Raw genomic sequence first — 17789 nt, 5'->3', positions numbered from 1 at the left:
CGGTCTGCGCATGATCGCCCCCTTCTCGACTGCTCGTAGAATCGTCGTTGCTGGCGTCTCGCTTCGCGGAAGCGGATATCCCAATGCCTGGAACACTTTGCGCATCCTGCGTGAGCAAGGTGTTGCTATCTTGGAATGCGGCGAGTGGCTTCCTGAAGACTTCCATCTATGGAAACTGACACGGATACCGCGTTGGCGAGCCGCATTCGCGATCATGAAGCTGATTAGCGGCAATGCAATTTCCGCCATTCGCCTTCTTATGCATCGTGGTCGGGACGACATCATCTACGTTCCCTATCCAGGTATATTTTTACTCTGGGCTCTGTCGTGGCTTCCACTGCGCTGGCGCCCAGCCTGCACATGCGACGCATACATTACTGTTTGGGATTCACTGTACCAAGATAGGGAAATCGGCGGCAAAATCACCAGTCGAGTCTCCAAACTGCTACTGCGGATTGAGTCACGCGCACTCCGCGCCGCGACACGCGTCGTCGTCGATACGACAGCCAACGCAGATCATATTGCCACGACGTTCGGCTTGGACAGGCATCGCGTTTACGCCCTACCACTCGCAACCGATGATGCGTTAATAATGCCGCAAATTCGCCCAGCTCAGACTCGGACGACAGACCACCCCATTCGAGTGCTATTTTTCGGCACCTTCGTCCCCTTGCAAGGTACTACGAAGATTGCACAAGCACTCGACCTGCTACGTGATCGCATAGACCTCGAATTTATCGTACTCGGAGATGGACAGACGGCAGTGGCAGCTGAGCCTTACTTATTGAACCATCCTGGCGTGACGTGGCTACGCGATTGGCTACCGATCGAGGAACTCAAACGGCGGGTCAATGAGTCAGATATCTGCCTAGGCATCTTCGGCGGCGAAGGCAAAGCCTCGCGCGTACTACCTTTTAAACTATATATTGCAATGGCAGCTGGCAAACCGATCGTCACGCAGCAACTTTATGGCTTACCCGACGGCTGCCCACCAATTCCAGCCCACTTTACTTCTGCGACCCCCCTGGCAATTGCCGAGGGAATTTTATCTTTGGCCGAAAATGTCCAACTTCGCAACGAGCTAGGAGAGAGAGCCCGCATCTATTACATCCAGCATCTCGGACAGGAAAATATCGCATCACGATGGCAAGAATGGGTGCGCTCGACGGACAACTAGCCATAAACCAAGCCTGCTAGCTTTTAATCTGGCACAGCGAAGATTTGCGCCCCCTCCCCCAGCGAAAGGCAAAACATTTTCAACCACTCAGGACATTCGAATAGTAAGGACAAACAACGTGCGCCTGAGCGCCACTCCCATCTGGTGCAACAATATTATATGCCTAAAGCGATGCAGCATTTACGAGCCACTTAGAGCCTTCAATACCTCAACAACATCACCTCCGGATTTACAGCCATAACACTCGCTGAAATCCATATATTTATTGCAGCGCCTGCGCTAACTTACTTCGCGAGGCTACACATGGTGCCAGAGCTCGCGCTTCACCAAAGCGCTCCTGCCTGACAAGAGAAGAGGTCACTCGCAGACCATAGCCAGGATCGTCTTTTCTTATTTTTATTGCCGCGCAATATTCTCGAGCAGCCAAGGAAAAATCGCGCAATACCCTACCAGCATAATCCGCATAGAGAATATGCGCCTCAAAAGAGCTCGGCTGCCGCGTTACATATATCTCACTGATCTCCTGCAACTTGTCATCCGCTATTGGAACACCCTCCATGCGCTCACTATGCAGCGTATAAAAAGCGCTAAATTCCTGGGGACCCAATGCTTGATTTTTGAACTTATCTCTTATGCGAACCCACCATTCCGACTCCACAGGCTGTCCAAGTTTTATTTTTGTTAAAATTATGGCCTGCTCGGGAAGAGGGGATGAACGAGGCAGCGCGGCTGCCCTTTTCAACTCAGCCATGGCCAGCGCATAATAAAAGGAATAAACATCCCCCCCGGACCTCTGAAGATATATTGTCGCCAACTCATAGGCTGCACGCGCAGAATTCTTATTGTCAATCGTCGCCGAATTCGCAAAAAGCAGAGGACTGCCCCAAATTGCACTGCGGAGCAAGGTAGTAAATGCAAAGCCCATCAACAAGGCTATGACAAGTGAAAAGGCGACTATGCGCTGTCCAGAATCAATCATCCATCGCATGAGAGATGCGATCACCAGCAACGGGGCTAACAGAGCAAAATAGTTGCGATGTTCGAAAACAAGCTCAAGCGCAATGGGGGCGCTTGTGACCGCATGGGATGCAAAAAAGAATCCAATCGCGACGGATACCAATGGCAGGTGCTTGCGCGTCAATACCGCCAAGAGAAGCAGAGCAATCAGTAGCGTAAGGCCCGCAAGCGTTGTCCAAGGAGCCAACAACCCTCGCGATGGCAAAAAATCGTCGTGATAGAAGGTCAAATTGCTCGGGGACGGCCAAATCATCCAATACAGATACATGGGAAGAGCACGGAACTGGCTCATGACGCGCTCCCACATGGTGAAGTCTCGCAGGCTGAACTGTTCCGCGGCGCGTGGCAAAACAAACCACACGAATACAAGCACTCCTGCAGAGAACAGCCCCGCGTAGGCCACCTTAATGGAAGCAGAAACAGTTCGATTACTCGCACTAAAACGCAGCAATACCAACTCTATAACAAAGGTATAAAGCGGAAACTGAGCGGCATTTTCCTTGGCCAATAGCCCTAACAGACAGGCCATACCACCTGCCAGAAACAATGGCCAGGACCTTATGCCCACGACTTGCTTGTTCCTAGCATAAATATAAACCACGAGCGAAAGCAAAGTAAAAGTGTGCCCAAGCAGCTCCATTCGCTGCACGACATAAAGTACCGATGAAACCTGCAGGGGATGCAACCCCCAAGCCAAGGCAATTGCAAGAGCATACCAATCTCTAGCTCTTTTCTGAAGCGAAGGCCAAGCGAGTTGGAGCAACTGGCGCAGCAACCAGCCTAGCAAAAAAATATTCAAACAATGAATAAAGAGATTGCCGACCTTGAATGCGGATGCGTTCATGCCGTGCAACCAGTAACTTAACGCCAAGCTTATAGTTGAAACAGGACGACCGTACGGGCCTCCATATGCCCTTGCCGCTGTCAACAGGCCTTCCAGCGTCAATTGTTTGAGCTGGATATGCTGATTTGATACAACAGCTTGAAAGTCGTCGAACAGGAAACCACCACTCAGGCCAGGGATGAATGCAGCGCATGCCACAAGGGCGACGCACAGAGCACACCCAAAATAGCGGAGCGAACTCATTCGCTACGGCTTCGACGTGAGTAGATGCTAAGCATAGTTTTCCTCAAGAAGACTAAATAACCTTACAACCGATGGGCGCATATCGGGCGTCTACTGTGGTGCCGCAACTCCAGACGTCATTAGCACCCAAATCCCATCGAATGACCTCGCCGTTCACGCCGCTGGAGCCGGCCATATTGCACGAAATCGCAGGTTCGGCCGCGCCCCCAGTTGGGGCATACACATTGATACGACTGCATCGCACAGTAGAGGCATGCATACCCAGCCGATCATTGGTGTAACTCGAATCATCCGCCCCCTGGCTGATGAGCGTCTCGTAACTTACCTTACCAATCGTAATTTCGTCCAGCGCGCTCGCCACCTGTGTGCGCGCCACGTAACCTTGATAGAGCGGCATCGCAATTGCCGCCAAAATGGCAATGATCGCGATCACCATCATTAACTCTATCAGAGAGAAGCCTTGCTTTTTATTCACAGGGATGGCCACTCAAGAAAAATACTGAGAACATTTAATCCCACTCAAGAAAAACCCCGCATAAAGCGGGGCTTTTCCAACATCGGAATCGATGCGTATTTTATTAGGTGCAACCGGTCGGCTTGTACTTGGCTTCCAAGTCACCGCCATTGCAAGTCCACATACCGCTGTCATCGCGGGTCAAGGTAATGATCTTACCCTGAATTTTGCTCGCATTACCCTTCAGGGCGCAGGCGATAGTGGTATCAGTTACAGAGATCGTGCAGCGTGCAGTGCTGGCTTGCAGACCAATCTGTTCAGGCGTAGCGAGAGTGCTGCCATCGTTCTTTTTGACTTCGAACTGAGTCTTGCCCGGAGTAACTTCGGCCAGACCGGCGGTCGCCTGCGACTTGGCAACATAGTCCTGATACATCGGCAGCGCGATGGCCGCCAGGATGGCGATGATCGCGACGACGATCATCAGTTCGATCAGGGTAAAGCCCTGCTGCTTCTTCATGGTGAATCCCCTAGAGATGGTGTGTAAGTTGGCAGACACTCGGCCCGCGGAGCTTGCTACCCCTCGAGCGCCGCGCGGCAGAGCGCCACGTGCGGGTGATACAAGCAGGCCGCGTGCCAACTTCCTCACGCGCCCCCCCCTGTTCCCCAGGCGGCATGATGCCTCATCGAATGCCGCCTAGCATGGGCAAACGAAGAATTTGCGACGGGCCTTCCTCCCTGTCCGAATGTGTCACAAAGTGACGCAAAACGTCACATCGGCGGAATTTGGGCTTTCCCCGCCCCGGCCGCGTTCCCGCCCATTGACCACGGATGCCAGACGCCTCAGAAACCGATACCATGCCGTGCATGTCCACCTGGGGATGGCTGGACGGGGAGCCCACCTGATGTCCGCAACTCGTAGCGCAGTATCCAAAGAACCCGTCGCCCGCAATACCAGCCAGCAGGTGCCGTTTGTCTGGGAAGGGACGGACAAGCGCGGCGTCAAGATGAAGGGCGAGCAGACGGCCAAAAATGCCAATTTGTTACGGGCAGAATTGCGCCGCCAGGGCATTACGCCATCGGTGGTCAAGCCGAAGCCCAAACCTCTCTTTGGCTCTACTGGCAGCAAAATCACTCCCAAGGACATTGCCTTCTTCAGCCGCCAGATGGCGACCATGATGAAGTCGGGCGTGCCGATCGTGGGATCGCTGGAGATCATCGCCAGCGGGCACAAGAACCCGCGCATGAAAAAAATGGTGGATCAGATCCGCACTGATATCGAAGGCGGCTCATCGCTCTATGAATCAATCAGCAAGCACCCGATCCAGTTCGACGAGCTCTACCGCAACCTGGTCAAGGCAGGCGAAGGTGCCGGCGTGCTCGAAACCGTACTGGAGACGGTTGCTGCCTACAAGGAAAATATTGAAGCACTGAAGGGCAAAATCAAGAAGGCCTTGTTCTATCCGGCCATGGTCATGGCGGTCGCGCTGCTTGTCAGCTCGATCCTGCTGGTTTGGGTGGTGCCGCAGTTCGAAGATGTGTTCAAGGGCTTTGGTGCAGAATTGCCGGCGTTCACTCAAATGATCGTTGCTGCTTCCAAGTTCATGGTCGCCTATTGGTGGGTACTGCTGATTGTCATCATTGGAAGCATCGGCGGCTTCATCTTTGCCTACAAGCGCTCGCCATCAATGCAACACGGCATGGACCGCCTGATCCTGAAGGTGCCGATCATCGGTCAGATCATGCACAACAGCTCGGTGGCGCGCTTCGCGCGAACGCTCGCTGTGACCTTTCGCGCCGGCGTGCCATTGGTGGAAGCGCTGGACATCGTCGCGGGCGCCACTGGCAATAGCGTGTACGAGAAATCCGTATTGCGCATGCGAGACGACGTCTCGGTAGGCTACCCGGTCAACGTAGCGATGAAGCAAACCAACCTGTTTCCGCACATGGTCATCCAGATGACCGCGATCGGCGAAGAGGCCGGTGCGCTGGATGCGATGCTGTTCAAGGTGGCCGAGTACTTCGAGCAGGAAGTGAACAATGCGGTGGATGCGTTGAGCAGCCTGATCGAGCCGCTGATCATGGTGTTCATTGGTACCATCGTCGGCGGCATGGTGATCGGCATGTATCTGCCCATCTTCAAGCTGGCCTCCGTCGTTGGATAAGCATTAATGGCATTTCTCGATCAACACCCCGGCCTCGGCTTTCCCGCCGCGGCGGGGCTGGGCTTGCTGGTAGGCAGTTTCCTGAACGTGGTGATCCTGCGCCTGCCCAAGCGCATGGAGTGGCAGTGGAAGCGCGATTCGCGCGAGATCCTGGAGCTGCCGGACATCTACGATCCGCCGCCGCCCGGGATCGTGGTCGAGCCGTCGCACTGCCCGCACTGCAAGCACAAGCTGTCCTGGTACGAGAACATTCCGCTGTTCAGCTGGCTGGCCTTGCGCGGCAAGTGCCGGCATTGCCATGCGCCGATCTCGATCCAGTACCCGCTGGTGGAGATGCTGACCAGCCTGCTGGTGGTCGCCAGCGTCTGGCGCTTCGGCTTCGGTTGGCAGGGGTTCGGCGCGATCGTGTTCAGTTGCTTCCTGGTGGCGATGTCGGGGATCGACCTGCGCACCCGCTTGTTGCCGGACCAGCTGACCCTACCGCTGATGTGGCTCGGCCTGGTCGGCAGCATGGACAATCTGTACATGCCGGCCAAGCCGGCGCTGCTCGGCGCGGCGGTCGGCTATGTGTCGTTGTGGTCGGTGTGGTGGCTGTTCAAGCAGATCACCGGCAAGGAAGGCATGGGCCATGGCGACTTCAAGCTGCTGGCGGCCATCGGCGCCTGGTGCGGACTGAAGGGCATCCTGCCGACGATCCTGATCTCCTCGCTGGTCGGCGCGGTGCTCGGCTCGATCTGGCTGGCAGCCAAGGGCCGCGACCGGGCCACGCCCATTCCGTTTGGCCCGTATCTGGCCATCGCCGGCTGGATCGTGTTCTTCTGGGGCACGGAAATCATCGACACCTATATGCGCTGGTCCGGGCTGCGCTGAGCGGAGCGGCGCGGTGAGCGATTTCATCGTCGGCCTCACCGGCGGCGTGGCCTCCGGCAAGAGCGAACTGAGCCGCCGCTTCGAGGCCAAGGGCATCGTCGTGGCCGATGCCGACGTGGCAGCCCGCGCGATCGTCGCGCCCAGGCATCCGGCGCTGGCGCAGATCGTGGCCCGATTCGGTACGCAGATCCTGCGCGAGGATGGCAGCCTCGATCGCGCCGCGTTGCGCCAACACATCTTCGAAGATCCAGTGGCACGCCGCGACCTGGAGGCGATCACGCACCCGGCGATTCGCACGCTGATGCAGCAGGCATGCCGCGAGGCCGCCAGCCCCTATGCCGTGGCGGCGATTCCACTGTTGACCGAAGTAGGTGCGCGCGTCGCGTATCCGTGGCTTGACCGGATCGTGGTGGTCGATGCGCCAGAAGCGTTGCAGCATGCGCGCCTGATGCAGCGCGACGGCATCACCGCCGAGCTGGCGCAGCGGATGATTGCCGCGCAGGCCACACGCGCGGCGCGGCTGGCGATCGCCGACGATGTGGTGGTGAACGATGGCGACGCCGAGCGGCTGCAGGATGCGGTGGATGCGCTGGATCGGCGCTGTCGCGCGTTGGCGGCGGCGAAGATCGGCTAGGCGTTTCTGATACGGCCGCGCGCTTTTGTAGGAGCGGCTTCAGCCGCGACAGGCTCTCCAGGGAATGTCTGTCGCGGCTGAAGCCGCTCCTACAATTGCAATAGCCGGCAGAATCCGAATGCGTTCGGCAATCTCGCGGCGCTACCTCAACCAGCCGCCGGCCTGAACCACAGCGTCGCCACCACGCCCTTGGACACGCCCGGGCGCACGTTGACCTGCCAGCCGTACAGATCGCACAGGCGGCTGACGATCGACAGGCCGATGCCGCCGCCCTGCGAGTGTCCGGCGTGGGTGCCGCGGTAGCCGCGCTGGAACAGTTTGGCGGCGTCTTCCGCGCTCAGGCCTGGGCCGGAGTCGATCACCTGCACCGCATCGCTCAGCACCCGCACCACCACCTGGCCTTCCTGGGTGTACTTGACCGCATTGCCGATCAGGTTGCCCAGCGCTACCGACAGCGCCGACTCCGGTGCGTCGATGGTCAGGTTGCGCTCGCCTTCCAGCAACAGTTGCAGCGGCTTGCCGCCCAGTTGCGCGCGGTGCGATTCGATCAGTTGCTCGGCGACCTTGGCCACGTTGCTGTTGCCCTGCCCACGCTCGTTGCGCGACAGCAGCAGCAACGAGCCGATCAGGTCGCTGCATTGCTGTTCGGCGCGCTGGATGCGCTGCAAGCGCTGCAACACCTTCTCGTCGAGATTGGGACGGGTCAGCAGCAGTTCGGTGGCGCCGCGGATCACCGCCAGCGGCGTGCGCAGTTCGTGGCTGACGTCGGCGTTGAACTCGCGGTCGCGCTGCACGACTTCGGTGAGCCGGCCCGAATAGTCGTCCAGCGCCTCGGCCAGCTGGCCGACTTCGTCGTCGGGAAAATGCGGCGCCAGCGGCTTGGGATCACTGCTGCCGCGGTAGGCGCGCAGCCGCGCAGCCAGATCGGAGACCGGGCGCATCACCCGCGACGCCGACCACCAGCCGATCACCAGCGACAGCGCACTGAACACCAGTACCGACAGGATCAGGGTGCGATTGAGCTGCACCTCGCCCTGGATGGTCTGGGTCATGTCGTAGGCGAGGAAGAACCACACCTCCGGCGTCTTGCGCACGGCGATCTTGTAGGAGAACGGCTTGCCCGATTCGTCGCGCCCGGAGACGGTGTGGATGCCGTCGGAGAAGTTGTACCACTCCGGCTGCTCGCGCTTGAGCGCCTCAAAACGGTCGCTCTTGACCACCCGGCCCACCATCTGCTGCACCGGCAGATCGGGATTGGGATTCTTGGAGGGTTCGGAAAAATACCGGTGCGAGTACTCGTCGATGTTGCGGTTCAACACCACTTCGACGAGTTGGTTCTCCACCCGCGCGCGCGCCCAGTTGGTGGCGAACGCGAACAGTGCGGTCAGGCCGAAACCCAACAGCACGAAGGACAGGATGATGCGGCTGCGCAGGCGGCGGCGGTAGCGTCCGCGCCGCCGCACCCCCCGCGGCAACTCTCCAGCTTCAGGCATCGGGCGCGGCGATGCGGTAGCCGATGCCGTGGCGGGTCTGGATCATCGGCACCTCGAACGGCTTGTCGACCACCGCGCGCAGGCCGTGGATATGCACGCGCAACGAGTCCGAATCCGGCAGCTCTTCGCCCCACACGCGGGTTTCCAGTTCCTGCCGGGTCACCACCGCGGGCGAGGCCTCCATCAGCGCCTGCAGGATCTTCAGCGCCGTCGGGTTGAGCTGCAGCAGCTTGCCCTGGCGCCGCACTTCCAGCGTGTCCAGGTTGTATTCCAGGTCGCCGGTCTCCAGCACGCGGGTGTGCACGCCCTTGCCGCGGCGCGACAGCGCGTTGAGCCGCACTTCCACTTCCTGCAGCGCGAACGGCTTGATCAGGTAGTCGTCGGCACCAGAATCGAAGCCTGCCAACTTGTTGTCCAGAGAGTCGCGGGCAGTGAGCATCAGCACCGGGGTCTGCTTGCGCGCTTCGTTGCGCAGCTTGCGGCACACTTCGATGCCGTCCATGCCCGGCAGGTTGAGGTCGAGCACGATGGCATCGAATTCGTGCACTACCGCCAAATGCAGGCCGGTGACGCCATCGGCGGCAAAATCCACCGTGTGCCCGCGGTCTTCGAGGTAGTCGCCCAGGTTGGCAGCGATATCGCTGTTGTCTTCGATCACTAGAATTCGCACCAACATTTACCCCGTCAGTCGTACTTGCCAGTTGGATTGCGCCGCATCAATTCCTGCGCATCCTCGTTGTCGCGGCGGCGTTCCGCCACGGTCTTGCATTGCGTCGTGGTGCGCAGCGATCCGAGGACCGCTTCGCGCCTGCAGATCATCCGGCTGTCCGACGACGCCTTGGACAGCAGCGTGTTGACCGTTTCCTGATCGTTGAACAGCACCACCTTGTCTTCCTCGCGCAGCGTATCGACGTCGGGATGGGAATTGAGCACCGTCGCCATGCGCGACAGCGCGGCTTCCACCTTGCTGCGATTTTCTGCACTGAGTTCGGAGTAGGTCTTGCCATCGTCCAACTGCTGGCGAATTGTACTGAGTTGCTGTGCGAACGATTTCTTCACGTTCATGGGCGCCTCACCTTTCGGTGCGGCCGCCGCACTGCGCGCGAGCGCCATCCCATCAATCCCCGCACCTACGCCTATTGGTGGTATGAGTCACAATGTAGCCGCCCCGCGAACGGGGCCGCAAGTTGCGTACGACGCAGGCCCGGGGCTGTGCCGACAGCAATGCCCCGCGCAAAGAAAAAGACCCAAGCGGCAAGGCCGCTTGGGCCGAAAGATATATCCCGATTACCGTTCCTGCTGAGGAGGGCAGAGCTGCGGTCCGACGAAGCATACGCAGGCAGGAATTAAACCCTTGTTAAGCCAGAACGGAGGGCGAAACATCGCCCTAAGTTGCTGATTTCTTTCGAATCAGACTAGCTTCAAGGTGTTCGATGACCTTGCCGGCGATGTCCAGCCCGCAGACCGCCTCGATCCCTTCCAGGCCGGGAGTGGAGTTGACTTCCAGCACCAGCGGGCCGCGCCGCGAGCGGATCAGGTCGACCCCGGCCACGCCCAGGCCCAGGGCCTTGGCCGAGCGCACCGCCACCTCCTGCTCGCCGCGGCTGGCGACCGCCAACTGCGCGCTGCCGCCGACATGCAGGTTGGAGCGGAAGTCCCCTTCCGGCGCCTGCCGGCGCATCGCCGCGACCACCTGGTTGCCGACCACGAAGCAGCGCAGGTCGGCCCCTTCGGCCTCGCCGATGAACTCCTGCACCAGGAAATTGGCATACAGGCCGCGCAACGCCTCGACCACCCCGCGCGAGGCGCTGGTCTTCTCGGTGAGGATCACGCCGGTGCCCTGGGTGCCTTCGTTCAACTTCACCACATGCGGCGGCGGGCCCAGCATCGACAGCAGATCGCCGGTGTCGTCGGGGTTGTCGCCGAACACGGTCATCGGCATGTCGATGCCCTTGGCCGCCAGCAACTGGTGCGCGCGCAGCTTGTCGCGGGCGCGCAGGATCGCGTCGGACGGGTTGGGCGTACGTACGCCCATCATCTCCAGCTGGCGCAGCACCGCGGTGCCGTAACGGGTGACGGAGTTGCCGATGCGCGGGATCACCGCGTCGTAGCCGGTGATCGGCTTGCCCTTGTAGTGCATGGTGAAGGCGCCGGCGGCGATGCGCATGTAGCAGCGCAGCGGGTCGAGCACGCGCACCGTATGCCCGCGCTCGCGGCCGGCCTCGACCAGGCGCCGCGTCGAATACAGCTTGGTGTTGCGGGACAGGATGGCGAGCTTCATCGAGGCGCGACGGCGGTGGCTGGCTCGGCATCATACGTTGCGCCGTCGGCGCTGCGGGGCCGGCGCCATGCCGGATAGCTCGCGCGCGAACGTGGCGGCGGCGCGTGACCGGCGTTGGCATGCCCGCTCGGCCGTCGGCATCTGCAGACACGCTGTCCCACAGACGACACGGAACCGCCCCGAAACGTTCACAAAACCGTTGCATCGTGGCGAGCGGGCCGCAAGGCCGTGTGTTGGCTGTCACGCATCGCACGCCGGCCCCAACGCCTCCCCCCATTTTATTGGTGAATTTCGATGACCCCCACCTCCAGATCCTTGCGCCTGCATGCGCTGGTGCTCGCCGTCGCGTCCGCGCTGCCGGCCTTCGCCGCGCTGGCCGAGACCGCACTGGCCGACGCAGATGCCACGGCCACCAACGGCAGCAGCGACGCGACGATGCTCGATGCGATCACCGTGGTGTCCACCGGCACCACCCGCCAGGTGCAGCGCATCACCCGCGAGGACATCGGCATCACCGCGCCCGGCACCAGTGCGCTGAAGGTGCTGGACAAGCTGCCCGGCGTGCAGTTCCAGTCGGCCGATGCGTGGGGTTCCTACGAGTGGTCGACCGCGATCACCCTGCACGGTTTCGACCAGAGCCGCCTCGGCTTCACCTTGGACGGCGTGCCGCTGGGCACCATGAACTACGGCGTCAGCGACGGCCTGCAGGTGACCCGCGCGATCATCTCCGAGAATGTCGGCTCGGTGGAGCTGTCGCAGGGCGCCGGCGCACTGGGCACCGCCTCGAGCAGCAACCTCGGCGGCACCGTGCGCTACTACTCCGACGATCCGGACGCCACGCCGGGCATCCGCTTCAGTCAGACCTTCGGCTCCGATTCCACCCGCCGCACCTACCTGCGCGGCGACATCGGCGACATCAACGGCTTCTCGATGTACACCTCGATCGTGCACGGCGAAGTGGACAAGTGGAAAGGCTACGGCAACAACGAGTACAACCAGGCCAACGTCAAGGCGCTGTACCAGTGGGGCGACGGCAACCGCGTCAGCCTGTTCCTGGACAGCTCCAAGCGCAAGGAATACGACATCATGGACCTGTCGCTGACCTCGCAGAAAGCGCTGGGTTGGAACTGGGACTACCTGATGCCGGACTGGAACAGCGCGGTGCAGATCGCCAACGCGCTCAACGGCAACGGCAGCTACCCGACGTCGTTGAACGCCCTGCCCGCCGACTACGGCAAGGCCGACGCCACCTATTACTCCGGCGCCGGCCTGCGCGACGACAACCTGGCCGCGCTCAGCGGCGCGTTCAACCTGGGCGGCAACGCCACGCTGAACCTGGCCGGCTACTATCACGACAACAACGGCGAAGGCCAATGGACCACGCCGTACCTGGCGTCGTCGGCCACGGTGCCGCTGTCTATGCGCACCACCGACTATCGCCTCAACCGGCATGGCGTCACCGCGTCGCTGAACTTCACCGTCGCCGGCAACGAGATCGAGATCGGCGGCTGGTACCAGAACGCCAAGACCGTGCAGGAGCGCAATTACTTCCTGCTCGATGGCCCGTTCACCGATCTGTTCTACTTCAACAAGGCCGGCACCCGGTTCGAGCGCGGTTTCTCCCAGCACTACGAAACCGACACGCGCATGTTCTACGCGCAGGACACGCTGCGCCTGCTCGACGACCGCCTGACCGTGAACTTCGGCGCCAAGAAGCTGCAGGTGGACACCACCTCGCAGTCGCTGGTACCGACCACTTCCTATGCGGTCGGCGAAATCAAGGCCGATTCGGACCTGCTGCCGCAGGTGGGCGTGAACTACAAGCTCGACGAGCACCAGGAAATCTACGCGTCCTACAACAAGAACATGGCCGGCTTCGGCTTCACTCCGTTCCAGGAATCGCAGGCGGCGTTCGATGCGATCAAGAGCTCGCTGGAGCCGGAGACCGCGCAGACCTACGAACTGGGCTACCGCGTGCGCGGCGACGCCATCGAGGCGTCGCTGGCGCTGTACCACACCACCTTCGACGACCGCCTGCTGGTGACTTCGCCGTGCACCGCGATCCAGACCTGCGCGGCCACGCTCAACAACGTCGGCTCGGTACGTAGCCAGGGCGCCGACCTGGCGGTGATGTGGCGTCCGATCGCGCAGCTGCGCTGGCTCAACTCGCTGTCTTACGACGACTCCACCTACCAGGACGACTACCTCAGCGGCGGCGTGGTTGCCACCTCGGGCAAGCGCGTGGTCGGCATTCCGGAATGGATGTTCTCCAGCAGCCTGGCCTACGAAAACGCCGGCTGGCACGCGGCGCTGGACGGCAAGTACACCGGCCGCCGTTACATCAGCTACCTCAACGACTCGTCGGTGCCGAGCTACTGGCGCTTCGACCTGAGCGCGGGCTACGACTTCGGCGAAGTCGGCATGTTCCAGAACCTGGGCCTGAGCGCCAACGTCACCAATCTGCTCGACAAGCGCTACTTCGCCACCGTCGGCACCAATGGCTACGTGGTCTCCGATCCGAACGGCTACAACCAGACGCTGATGGCCGGCGCGCCACGGCAGTTCTTCGTCACCTTCAGCGGCAAGTTCTGAGTTGACGCCTCGCCAGGGAAGGCGATCGCGCCGCCGTTGCGGAAGCAGCGGCGGCGCCTTGCGTTTGAGCGGCGCAAAACCGAACGTATGAAGCCGCCATCTGGCGGCTTTTTATTGTGCGTGGTGCTGTCGGAGGTCGCGCCGACGGCGACATCGGTCGCGGCTGAAGCCGCTCCTACAAGAGCCCGGACACCGCGCGCTTTTTTAGGAGCCGCTTCAGCCGCGACCAACGGCGTTGGACGTCGCCTTATTGAATAGACCGACAGCTAATCGGCGGCAGCGATGCCGATCGCCGGCTCCAGGCCGTACCAGTGATGCTGCACCGCCAAAGGCAGGCGCAGCACCCACAAGAACTCGGCACTGCGCGCTCTTGTAGGAGCGGCTTCAGCCGCGACACACGGCCTGGATGCCGCCTTATTGATTGGACCGACAGCTAACCGGCGACAGCGCGGCCGATCGCCGGATCGCTCATGCTCGGACGGCCGGTCTCGATATGCCCGGCCAGACGCCGCCGCCACTGCGGCATCGACGCACTCGCAATCTCCAGGTCGTACCAATGATGCTGCGCCGCCAAGGGAAAACGCAGCAGCTGACGTGCGCCGGCCGCGAGTTCGACCGTCTGCTCCGCCCCACCGCGATAACTATCGCGGATCTGCAGCCGGCACGCCTGCGCACCTGCATTGCGCAGCCCCAGCAGCAGGCATTGGCTAGCGGCGTCGTAGTCGGCATCGGCCTGCAGCCCGACATCGGTTACGCCATCGCCGTGAAATTCGCGCAGGAACCCATTGGGACCATGCACACGCAACGCATAGCCGGGATCGGCAGCCGCGCCGAGCCAGTCGCGCGCGTCTTGCAATTCGCTGCCCGCCGCCACCGTGTAGAACCACGGGCCGGCGCTGCCGCCATCGGCATAGGCGTTCAGCGCGACGCCGACGCTGCTGCGGTTGACCATGCGCAACGTCGATTGCTGCGGGCCCACCTGCAAGCGCACGTCGAAATCGTAAGGCAGCGCGCGCGCCGGGCGCTGGCCCGGCTCTTGCACCGGCAAGGCCTGCTGCTCGGGTCGCTTCGGCACCGGCAAGGCCGCGGTCGCGTCGACCCGGGCGATGAAGTCGCGGGTATCCGGCAAGGCGACGCGGGCGTCGTCGTGCCCGGCGAAATCCAGCGCCGAGGTCAAGTCGCCGGCGATCGCGCGGCGCCACGGACCGATGTTGGGCTCGGCGACGCCGAAGCGGCGCTCCAGGAAACGGATCACCGAGGTGTGGTCGAACACTTGCGAATCGACCCAGCCGCCACGGCTCCACGGCGACACCACCAGCATCGGCACGCGCGGACCGAGGCCGACCGGAACGCCGCGGTAGTCCTCGCCGCGCAGATCCACGTTGCTGGCGCCGATGGCCGGATCGGTCGCCGGCAGCGCCGGCGGCACGTGGTCGAAGAAGCCGTCGTTCTCGTCGTAGTTGATCAGGAACACGGTCTTGGACCAGACCTCCGGCGAGGCCGCCAGCGTCTCCAGCAGGCGCGCGCTCAGCGATTCGCCATACGCCGGCGTGCCCTGGGGATGCTCGCTGAGCAGGTACGGCGCCACGATCCACGACACCTGCGGCAGGTTGCCGCTGCGCACGTCGCGTTCGAACGCCGCGATCAGGTGCTCGCCGCGCGAGGCCTTGGCGTTGTCCGCGGTGGAACCCGGCACGATCGCGCGGCCACGCCGGTACAAAGGCGAGTTGCGGTCGAGATTGCGGAAATTGGCGAAATACGGGTGGCTGTTGTCGCCGTAGTTGTCGAATTCCTGGTAGACCTGCCAGCTGACCCCGGCCTGCTGCAGACGTTCGGAATAAGTGGTCCACGTGTAGCCGGGAAACGCCGGGTTGTCGCGCGCCATGTCGGCGGTCCAGTTGCCGTCGTCGAGGTTGTTCACCGCCTGCTCGCCATCGTTGCCGACGCTCAGGCCGCTGGTGCCGGTGAACATGTACATGCGATTGGGATTGGTCGGGCCGAACAGCGAGGCGTGGTAGCCGTCGCAGATGGTGAAGGCGTCGGCCAACGCGTAGTAGAACGGCAGGTCCTCGCGCTGGAAGTGGCCCATGGTCATCGCCGTCTTCTGCGCGATCCACGCGTCGTGGTGCTTCCAGGTCTCGTGCGAGCCCTTCCAGTGGTGGTCGAGGCCCTCCATCGACTGCGCGCTGCTGGTATTGCTGTTCAGGGGGAACGGCAACACGTAGCGATCGCCGGCGCCGGCCTCGGGCTGGTACCAGACCGGGCGGCCACTGGGCAGTCGCAGCGGCCTTGGATCGCCGAAACCACGCACGCCGCGCAGGCAACCGAAGTAATGGTCGAACGAGCGGTTCTCCTGCATCAGGATCACCACGTGCTGCACGTCCTGCACGGTACCCGTGACCCGCGCCGGCGGCACCGCCAGCGCGCTGCGAATGGCGCCGGGCAGCAGCGGCATGACCGCCCCCGCACCGAGGGCCAGCGATGCACTGGCGAGGAAACGGCGACGACTGTGTTCGACCATGGGGGAGAAACCGGCGACGAGCATGCGCTCACTGACCGGCCAGCGTAGGCGCCGCAGATGAAGCGGGTTTGACAGGCCGCGCCGCGGCGGACGCGCAGGGCAACGACGCGCGCCATGGTCCGGTTATGCTCTTGGCCATCGGCGCATCGTCGGCTTACTGCGCTGGGCCGAGACCGGACGAGGTGAACCGAATGGAAGTGGATGCCCGTATTGCCATCATGTTTGGCGCCATCGCCTGGCTGACGGCGCCGCTCGCAGCAGCGCGATTGGCGCCATGGAGGCCAGCATCGGCTGCGTCCGGCGCAGCGTGCTTCGCCGGCACCGATCATCCGGAGACAATGCCATGAGCGATGCCCCCATCATTGCGCCGATACCGCGGCGATCCTTCCTGGCCGCTTCCGGTGCGGCGCTGCTGCTGGCCGCGTTGCCTGGCCGCGCATCGGCGGCCGCGAAGGACGCGCCCGCCATCATCGACGCGTGGGCAAAGGCGAACGCCTTTCAGGGCGTGGTCCTGCTCGCCCGCGGCGGCAAGGTCGCCTACGTGCGGCCCTTCGGCATCGTGGACGTGGAAGCGCAGCGGCCGGCGAAGATCGACGACGTCTACGGCATCGCCTCGATCTCCAAATGGCTCACGACGCTGGCGGTGCTGCGCCTGGTCGAACGGCGCAAGCTGGACCTCGACCGGCCGATCACCGCCTGGCTGCCAGACTATCGCGCCGACACCGGCGCCCGCATCAGCCTGCGGCGCCTGCTGTCCAACAGCAGCGGCCTGACCGAGCAGTTCGGCCCGTCCGCCAAGGCCGATCCATCGCTGCTGACGCTCGAGCTGCCGGCCGCCGAGGCGGTACGCCGGTTCGCCAGCGCCGACCTCGCGTTCGAGCCGGGCGCGAAGTTCGACTACATCTTCGCCAACTGGATCGTCGTTTACGCCATCGTCGAAGCGGTCGCCGACATGCCCTTCGTGGACGCGATCCGCAGCCTGGTCCTGGACCCGCTGGAGCTGCACCATACCGGCACCGGCCCCGCGATCGCGACCGCGCCGACCACGGTTCCCTCCTACCGGACGCTGTCGCCGCCCGAGCGCCGCACCTACGACAGACCGGCCTTCATCGCCGCGGCAGGCGGGTATTTCAGCAATGCCCAGGACCTGATGCAGGCCGCGCACCGCGTCTACGACAAGGGCTTTCTGTCGTCAGCGTCGCTGCACCAACTCAACACGGTGGAAATGCCGGAGGAATATGCGCTCGGCGGCCGAGTGAAGACGCTGACGCTGCAGGGCAAGCGCCGCACCTATGCCTGGGAAACCGGCAACACCGCCGGCTATCGCTCGCTGCTCGCGCACCGCCTGGACACGCGCGAAACGGTGGTGATCCTCAACAACAGCAGCATGTCGCAGCGCCAGCTCGACGAGTTCGCGATCGCGACGCAGTCCTGAGCGCTCGCCGGTCGCGGCACGCATCCCGCGACACGCCGGGGCACCAGTGTGGAATGCAGGCCGGCT

The 17789-nt window shown here is 62.3% G+C and carries 14 protein-coding genes; 6 read left to right on the top strand and 8 right to left on the bottom strand.

Annotated features, from left to right (window positions below; all coding sequences use genetic code 11):
- Positions 1–10 precede the first annotated feature (10 nt).
- Positions 11–1177 carry a glycosyltransferase gene (locus HEP73_RS05545; protein ID WP_185822429.1) on the top strand — a complete coding sequence of 389 codons (1167 nt, stop codon included), beginning with the start codon at positions 11–13 and terminating at the stop codon, positions 1175–1177.
- Between the two features lie 262 nt (positions 1178–1439).
- Here HEP73_RS05545 and HEP73_RS05540 read toward each other — a convergent pair whose 3' ends face one another.
- From HEP73_RS05540 to HEP73_RS05530, 3 genes are all read right to left on the bottom strand, one after another.
- Positions 1440–3281 carry a hypothetical protein gene (locus tag HEP73_RS05540; protein WP_185822428.1) on the bottom strand — a complete coding sequence of 614 codons (1842 nt, stop codon included), beginning with the start codon at positions 3279–3281 and terminating at the stop codon, positions 1440–1442.
- Between the two features lie 52 nt (positions 3282–3333).
- Positions 3334–3717, bottom strand: a complete 384-nt coding sequence (locus HEP73_RS05535) for a pilin (RefSeq protein WP_276568899.1) — start codon at positions 3715–3717, stop codon at positions 3334–3336.
- A 142-nt stretch (positions 3718–3859) separates the two neighbouring features.
- Entirely contained in the window at positions 3860–4252 is a 393-nt protein-coding gene (locus tag HEP73_RS05530; RefSeq protein WP_185822427.1) for a pilin, read from the bottom strand.
- A gap of 385 nt (positions 4253–4637) precedes the next feature.
- On the opposite strand from HEP73_RS05530, the gene HEP73_RS05525 reads away from it, so the two are divergent.
- The 3 genes from HEP73_RS05525 to coaE are packed head-to-tail and all read left to right on the top strand — an operon-like array spanning position 4638 to position 7401.
- Positions 4638–5897: a type II secretion system F family protein gene (locus HEP73_RS05525; RefSeq protein WP_185822426.1), complete on the top strand. Its 1260-nt coding sequence runs from the start codon at positions 4638–4640 to the stop codon at positions 5895–5897.
- 6 nt (positions 5898–5903) lie between these two features.
- Positions 5904–6767 (top strand): prepilin peptidase, encoded by an 864-nt coding sequence (locus tag HEP73_RS05520; RefSeq protein ID WP_046978035.1) that lies wholly within the window; start codon positions 5904–5906, stop codon positions 6765–6767.
- A gap of 13 nt (positions 6768–6780) precedes the next feature.
- Positions 6781–7401, top strand: a complete 621-nt coding sequence (gene coaE / locus HEP73_RS05515; protein ID WP_185822425.1) for a dephospho-CoA kinase — start codon at positions 6781–6783, stop codon at positions 7399–7401.
- 146 nt (positions 7402–7547) lie between these two features.
- Here the strand turns inward: coaE and HEP73_RS05510 are convergent, their stop codons facing one another.
- The 4 genes from HEP73_RS05510 to rimK all read right to left on the bottom strand — a co-directional run bounded on the left by HEP73_RS05510 (position 7548) and on the right by rimK (position 11175).
- Positions 7548–8894, bottom strand: coding sequence for a sensor histidine kinase (locus HEP73_RS05510; RefSeq protein ID WP_185822424.1), 1347 nt, complete (start codon positions 8892–8894; stop codon positions 7548–7550).
- Complete coding sequence (locus HEP73_RS05505) at positions 8887–9564, bottom strand: response regulator transcription factor (RefSeq protein ID WP_046978044.1); 678 nt, start codon at positions 9562–9564, stop codon at positions 8887–8889. Before HEP73_RS05505 ends, HEP73_RS05510 begins: the two co-directional genes overlap by 8 nt.
- A gap of 14 nt (positions 9565–9578) precedes the next feature.
- Complete coding sequence (locus HEP73_RS22575) at positions 9579–10007, bottom strand: hypothetical protein (protein WP_255423680.1); 429 nt, start codon at positions 10005–10007, stop codon at positions 9579–9581.
- A gap of 274 nt (positions 10008–10281) precedes the next feature.
- Positions 10282–11175 carry a 30S ribosomal protein S6--L-glutamate ligase gene (gene rimK / locus HEP73_RS05495; RefSeq protein WP_185822423.1) on the bottom strand — a complete coding sequence of 298 codons (894 nt, stop codon included), beginning with the start codon at positions 11173–11175 and terminating at the stop codon, positions 10282–10284.
- A 294-nt stretch (positions 11176–11469) separates the two neighbouring features.
- On the opposite strand from rimK, the gene HEP73_RS05490 reads away from it, so the two are divergent.
- Positions 11470–13767, top strand: a complete 2298-nt coding sequence (locus HEP73_RS05490; protein ID WP_185822422.1) for a TonB-dependent receptor family protein — start codon at positions 11470–11472, stop codon at positions 13765–13767.
- Positions 13768–14200: 433 nt separating this feature from the next.
- Here the strand turns inward: HEP73_RS05490 and HEP73_RS05485 are convergent, their stop codons facing one another.
- Complete coding sequence (locus tag HEP73_RS05485; protein WP_185822421.1) at positions 14201–16288, bottom strand: phosphocholine-specific phospholipase C; 2088 nt, start codon at positions 16286–16288, stop codon at positions 14201–14203.
- Between the two features lie 274 nt (positions 16289–16562).
- Here HEP73_RS05485 and HEP73_RS05480 point away from each other — a divergent pair, with 274 nt between their 5' ends.
- Positions 16563–17723 carry a serine hydrolase domain-containing protein gene (locus tag HEP73_RS05480; protein WP_221899379.1) on the top strand — a complete coding sequence of 387 codons (1161 nt, stop codon included), beginning with the start codon at positions 16563–16565 and terminating at the stop codon, positions 17721–17723.
- Positions 17724–17789 lie beyond the last annotated feature (66 nt).

Source organism: Xanthomonas sp. GW (genome assembly GCF_014236815.1).
In the GTDB taxonomy this organism is placed as follows: domain Bacteria; phylum Pseudomonadota; class Gammaproteobacteria; order Xanthomonadales; family Xanthomonadaceae; genus Xanthomonas_A.
This window is presented reverse-complemented; position numbering and strand designations above follow the sequence as displayed.

What these genes read in the sequence shown, in the direction of transcription:
- HEP73_RS05490 (WP_185822422.1), top strand. Translation starts at nt 11,470, where the DNA reads ATGACCCCCACCTCCAGATCCTTGCGCCTGCATGCGCTGGTGCTCGCC.
- HEP73_RS05520 (WP_046978035.1), top strand. Translation starts at nt 5,904, where the DNA reads ATGGCATTTCTCGATCAACACCCCGGCCTCGGCTTTCCCGCCGCGGCG.
- HEP73_RS05485 (WP_185822421.1), bottom strand. Translation starts at nt 16,288, where the DNA reads ATGGTCGAACACAGTCGTCGCCGTTTCCTCGCCAGTGCATCGCTGGCC.
- HEP73_RS05535 (WP_276568899.1), bottom strand. Translation starts at nt 3,717, where the DNA reads ATGGTGATCGCGATCATTGCCATTTTGGCGGCAATTGCGATGCCGCTC.
- HEP73_RS22575 (WP_255423680.1), bottom strand. Translation starts at nt 10,007, where the DNA reads ATGGCGCTCGCGCGCAGTGCGGCGGCCGCACCGAAAGGTGAGGCGCCC.
- rimK (WP_185822423.1), bottom strand. Translation starts at nt 11,175, where the DNA reads ATGAAGCTCGCCATCCTGTCCCGCAACACCAAGCTGTATTCGACGCGG.
- HEP73_RS05510 (WP_185822424.1), bottom strand. Translation starts at nt 8,894, where the DNA reads ATGCCTGAAGCTGGAGAGTTGCCGCGGGGGGTGCGGCGGCGCGGACGC.
- HEP73_RS05545 (WP_185822429.1), top strand. Translation starts at nt 11, where the DNA reads ATGATCGCCCCCTTCTCGACTGCTCGTAGAATCGTCGTTGCTGGCGTC.
- HEP73_RS05540 (WP_185822428.1), bottom strand. Translation starts at nt 3,281, where the DNA reads ATGAGTTCGCTCCGCTATTTTGGGTGTGCTCTGTGCGTCGCCCTTGTG.
- HEP73_RS05530 (WP_185822427.1), bottom strand. Translation starts at nt 4,252, where the DNA reads ATGAAGAAGCAGCAGGGCTTTACCCTGATCGAACTGATGATCGTCGTC.
- HEP73_RS05480 (WP_221899379.1), top strand. Translation starts at nt 16,563, where the DNA reads ATGGAGGCCAGCATCGGCTGCGTCCGGCGCAGCGTGCTTCGCCGGCAC.
- HEP73_RS05525 (WP_185822426.1), top strand. Translation starts at nt 4,638, where the DNA reads ATGTCCGCAACTCGTAGCGCAGTATCCAAAGAACCCGTCGCCCGCAAT.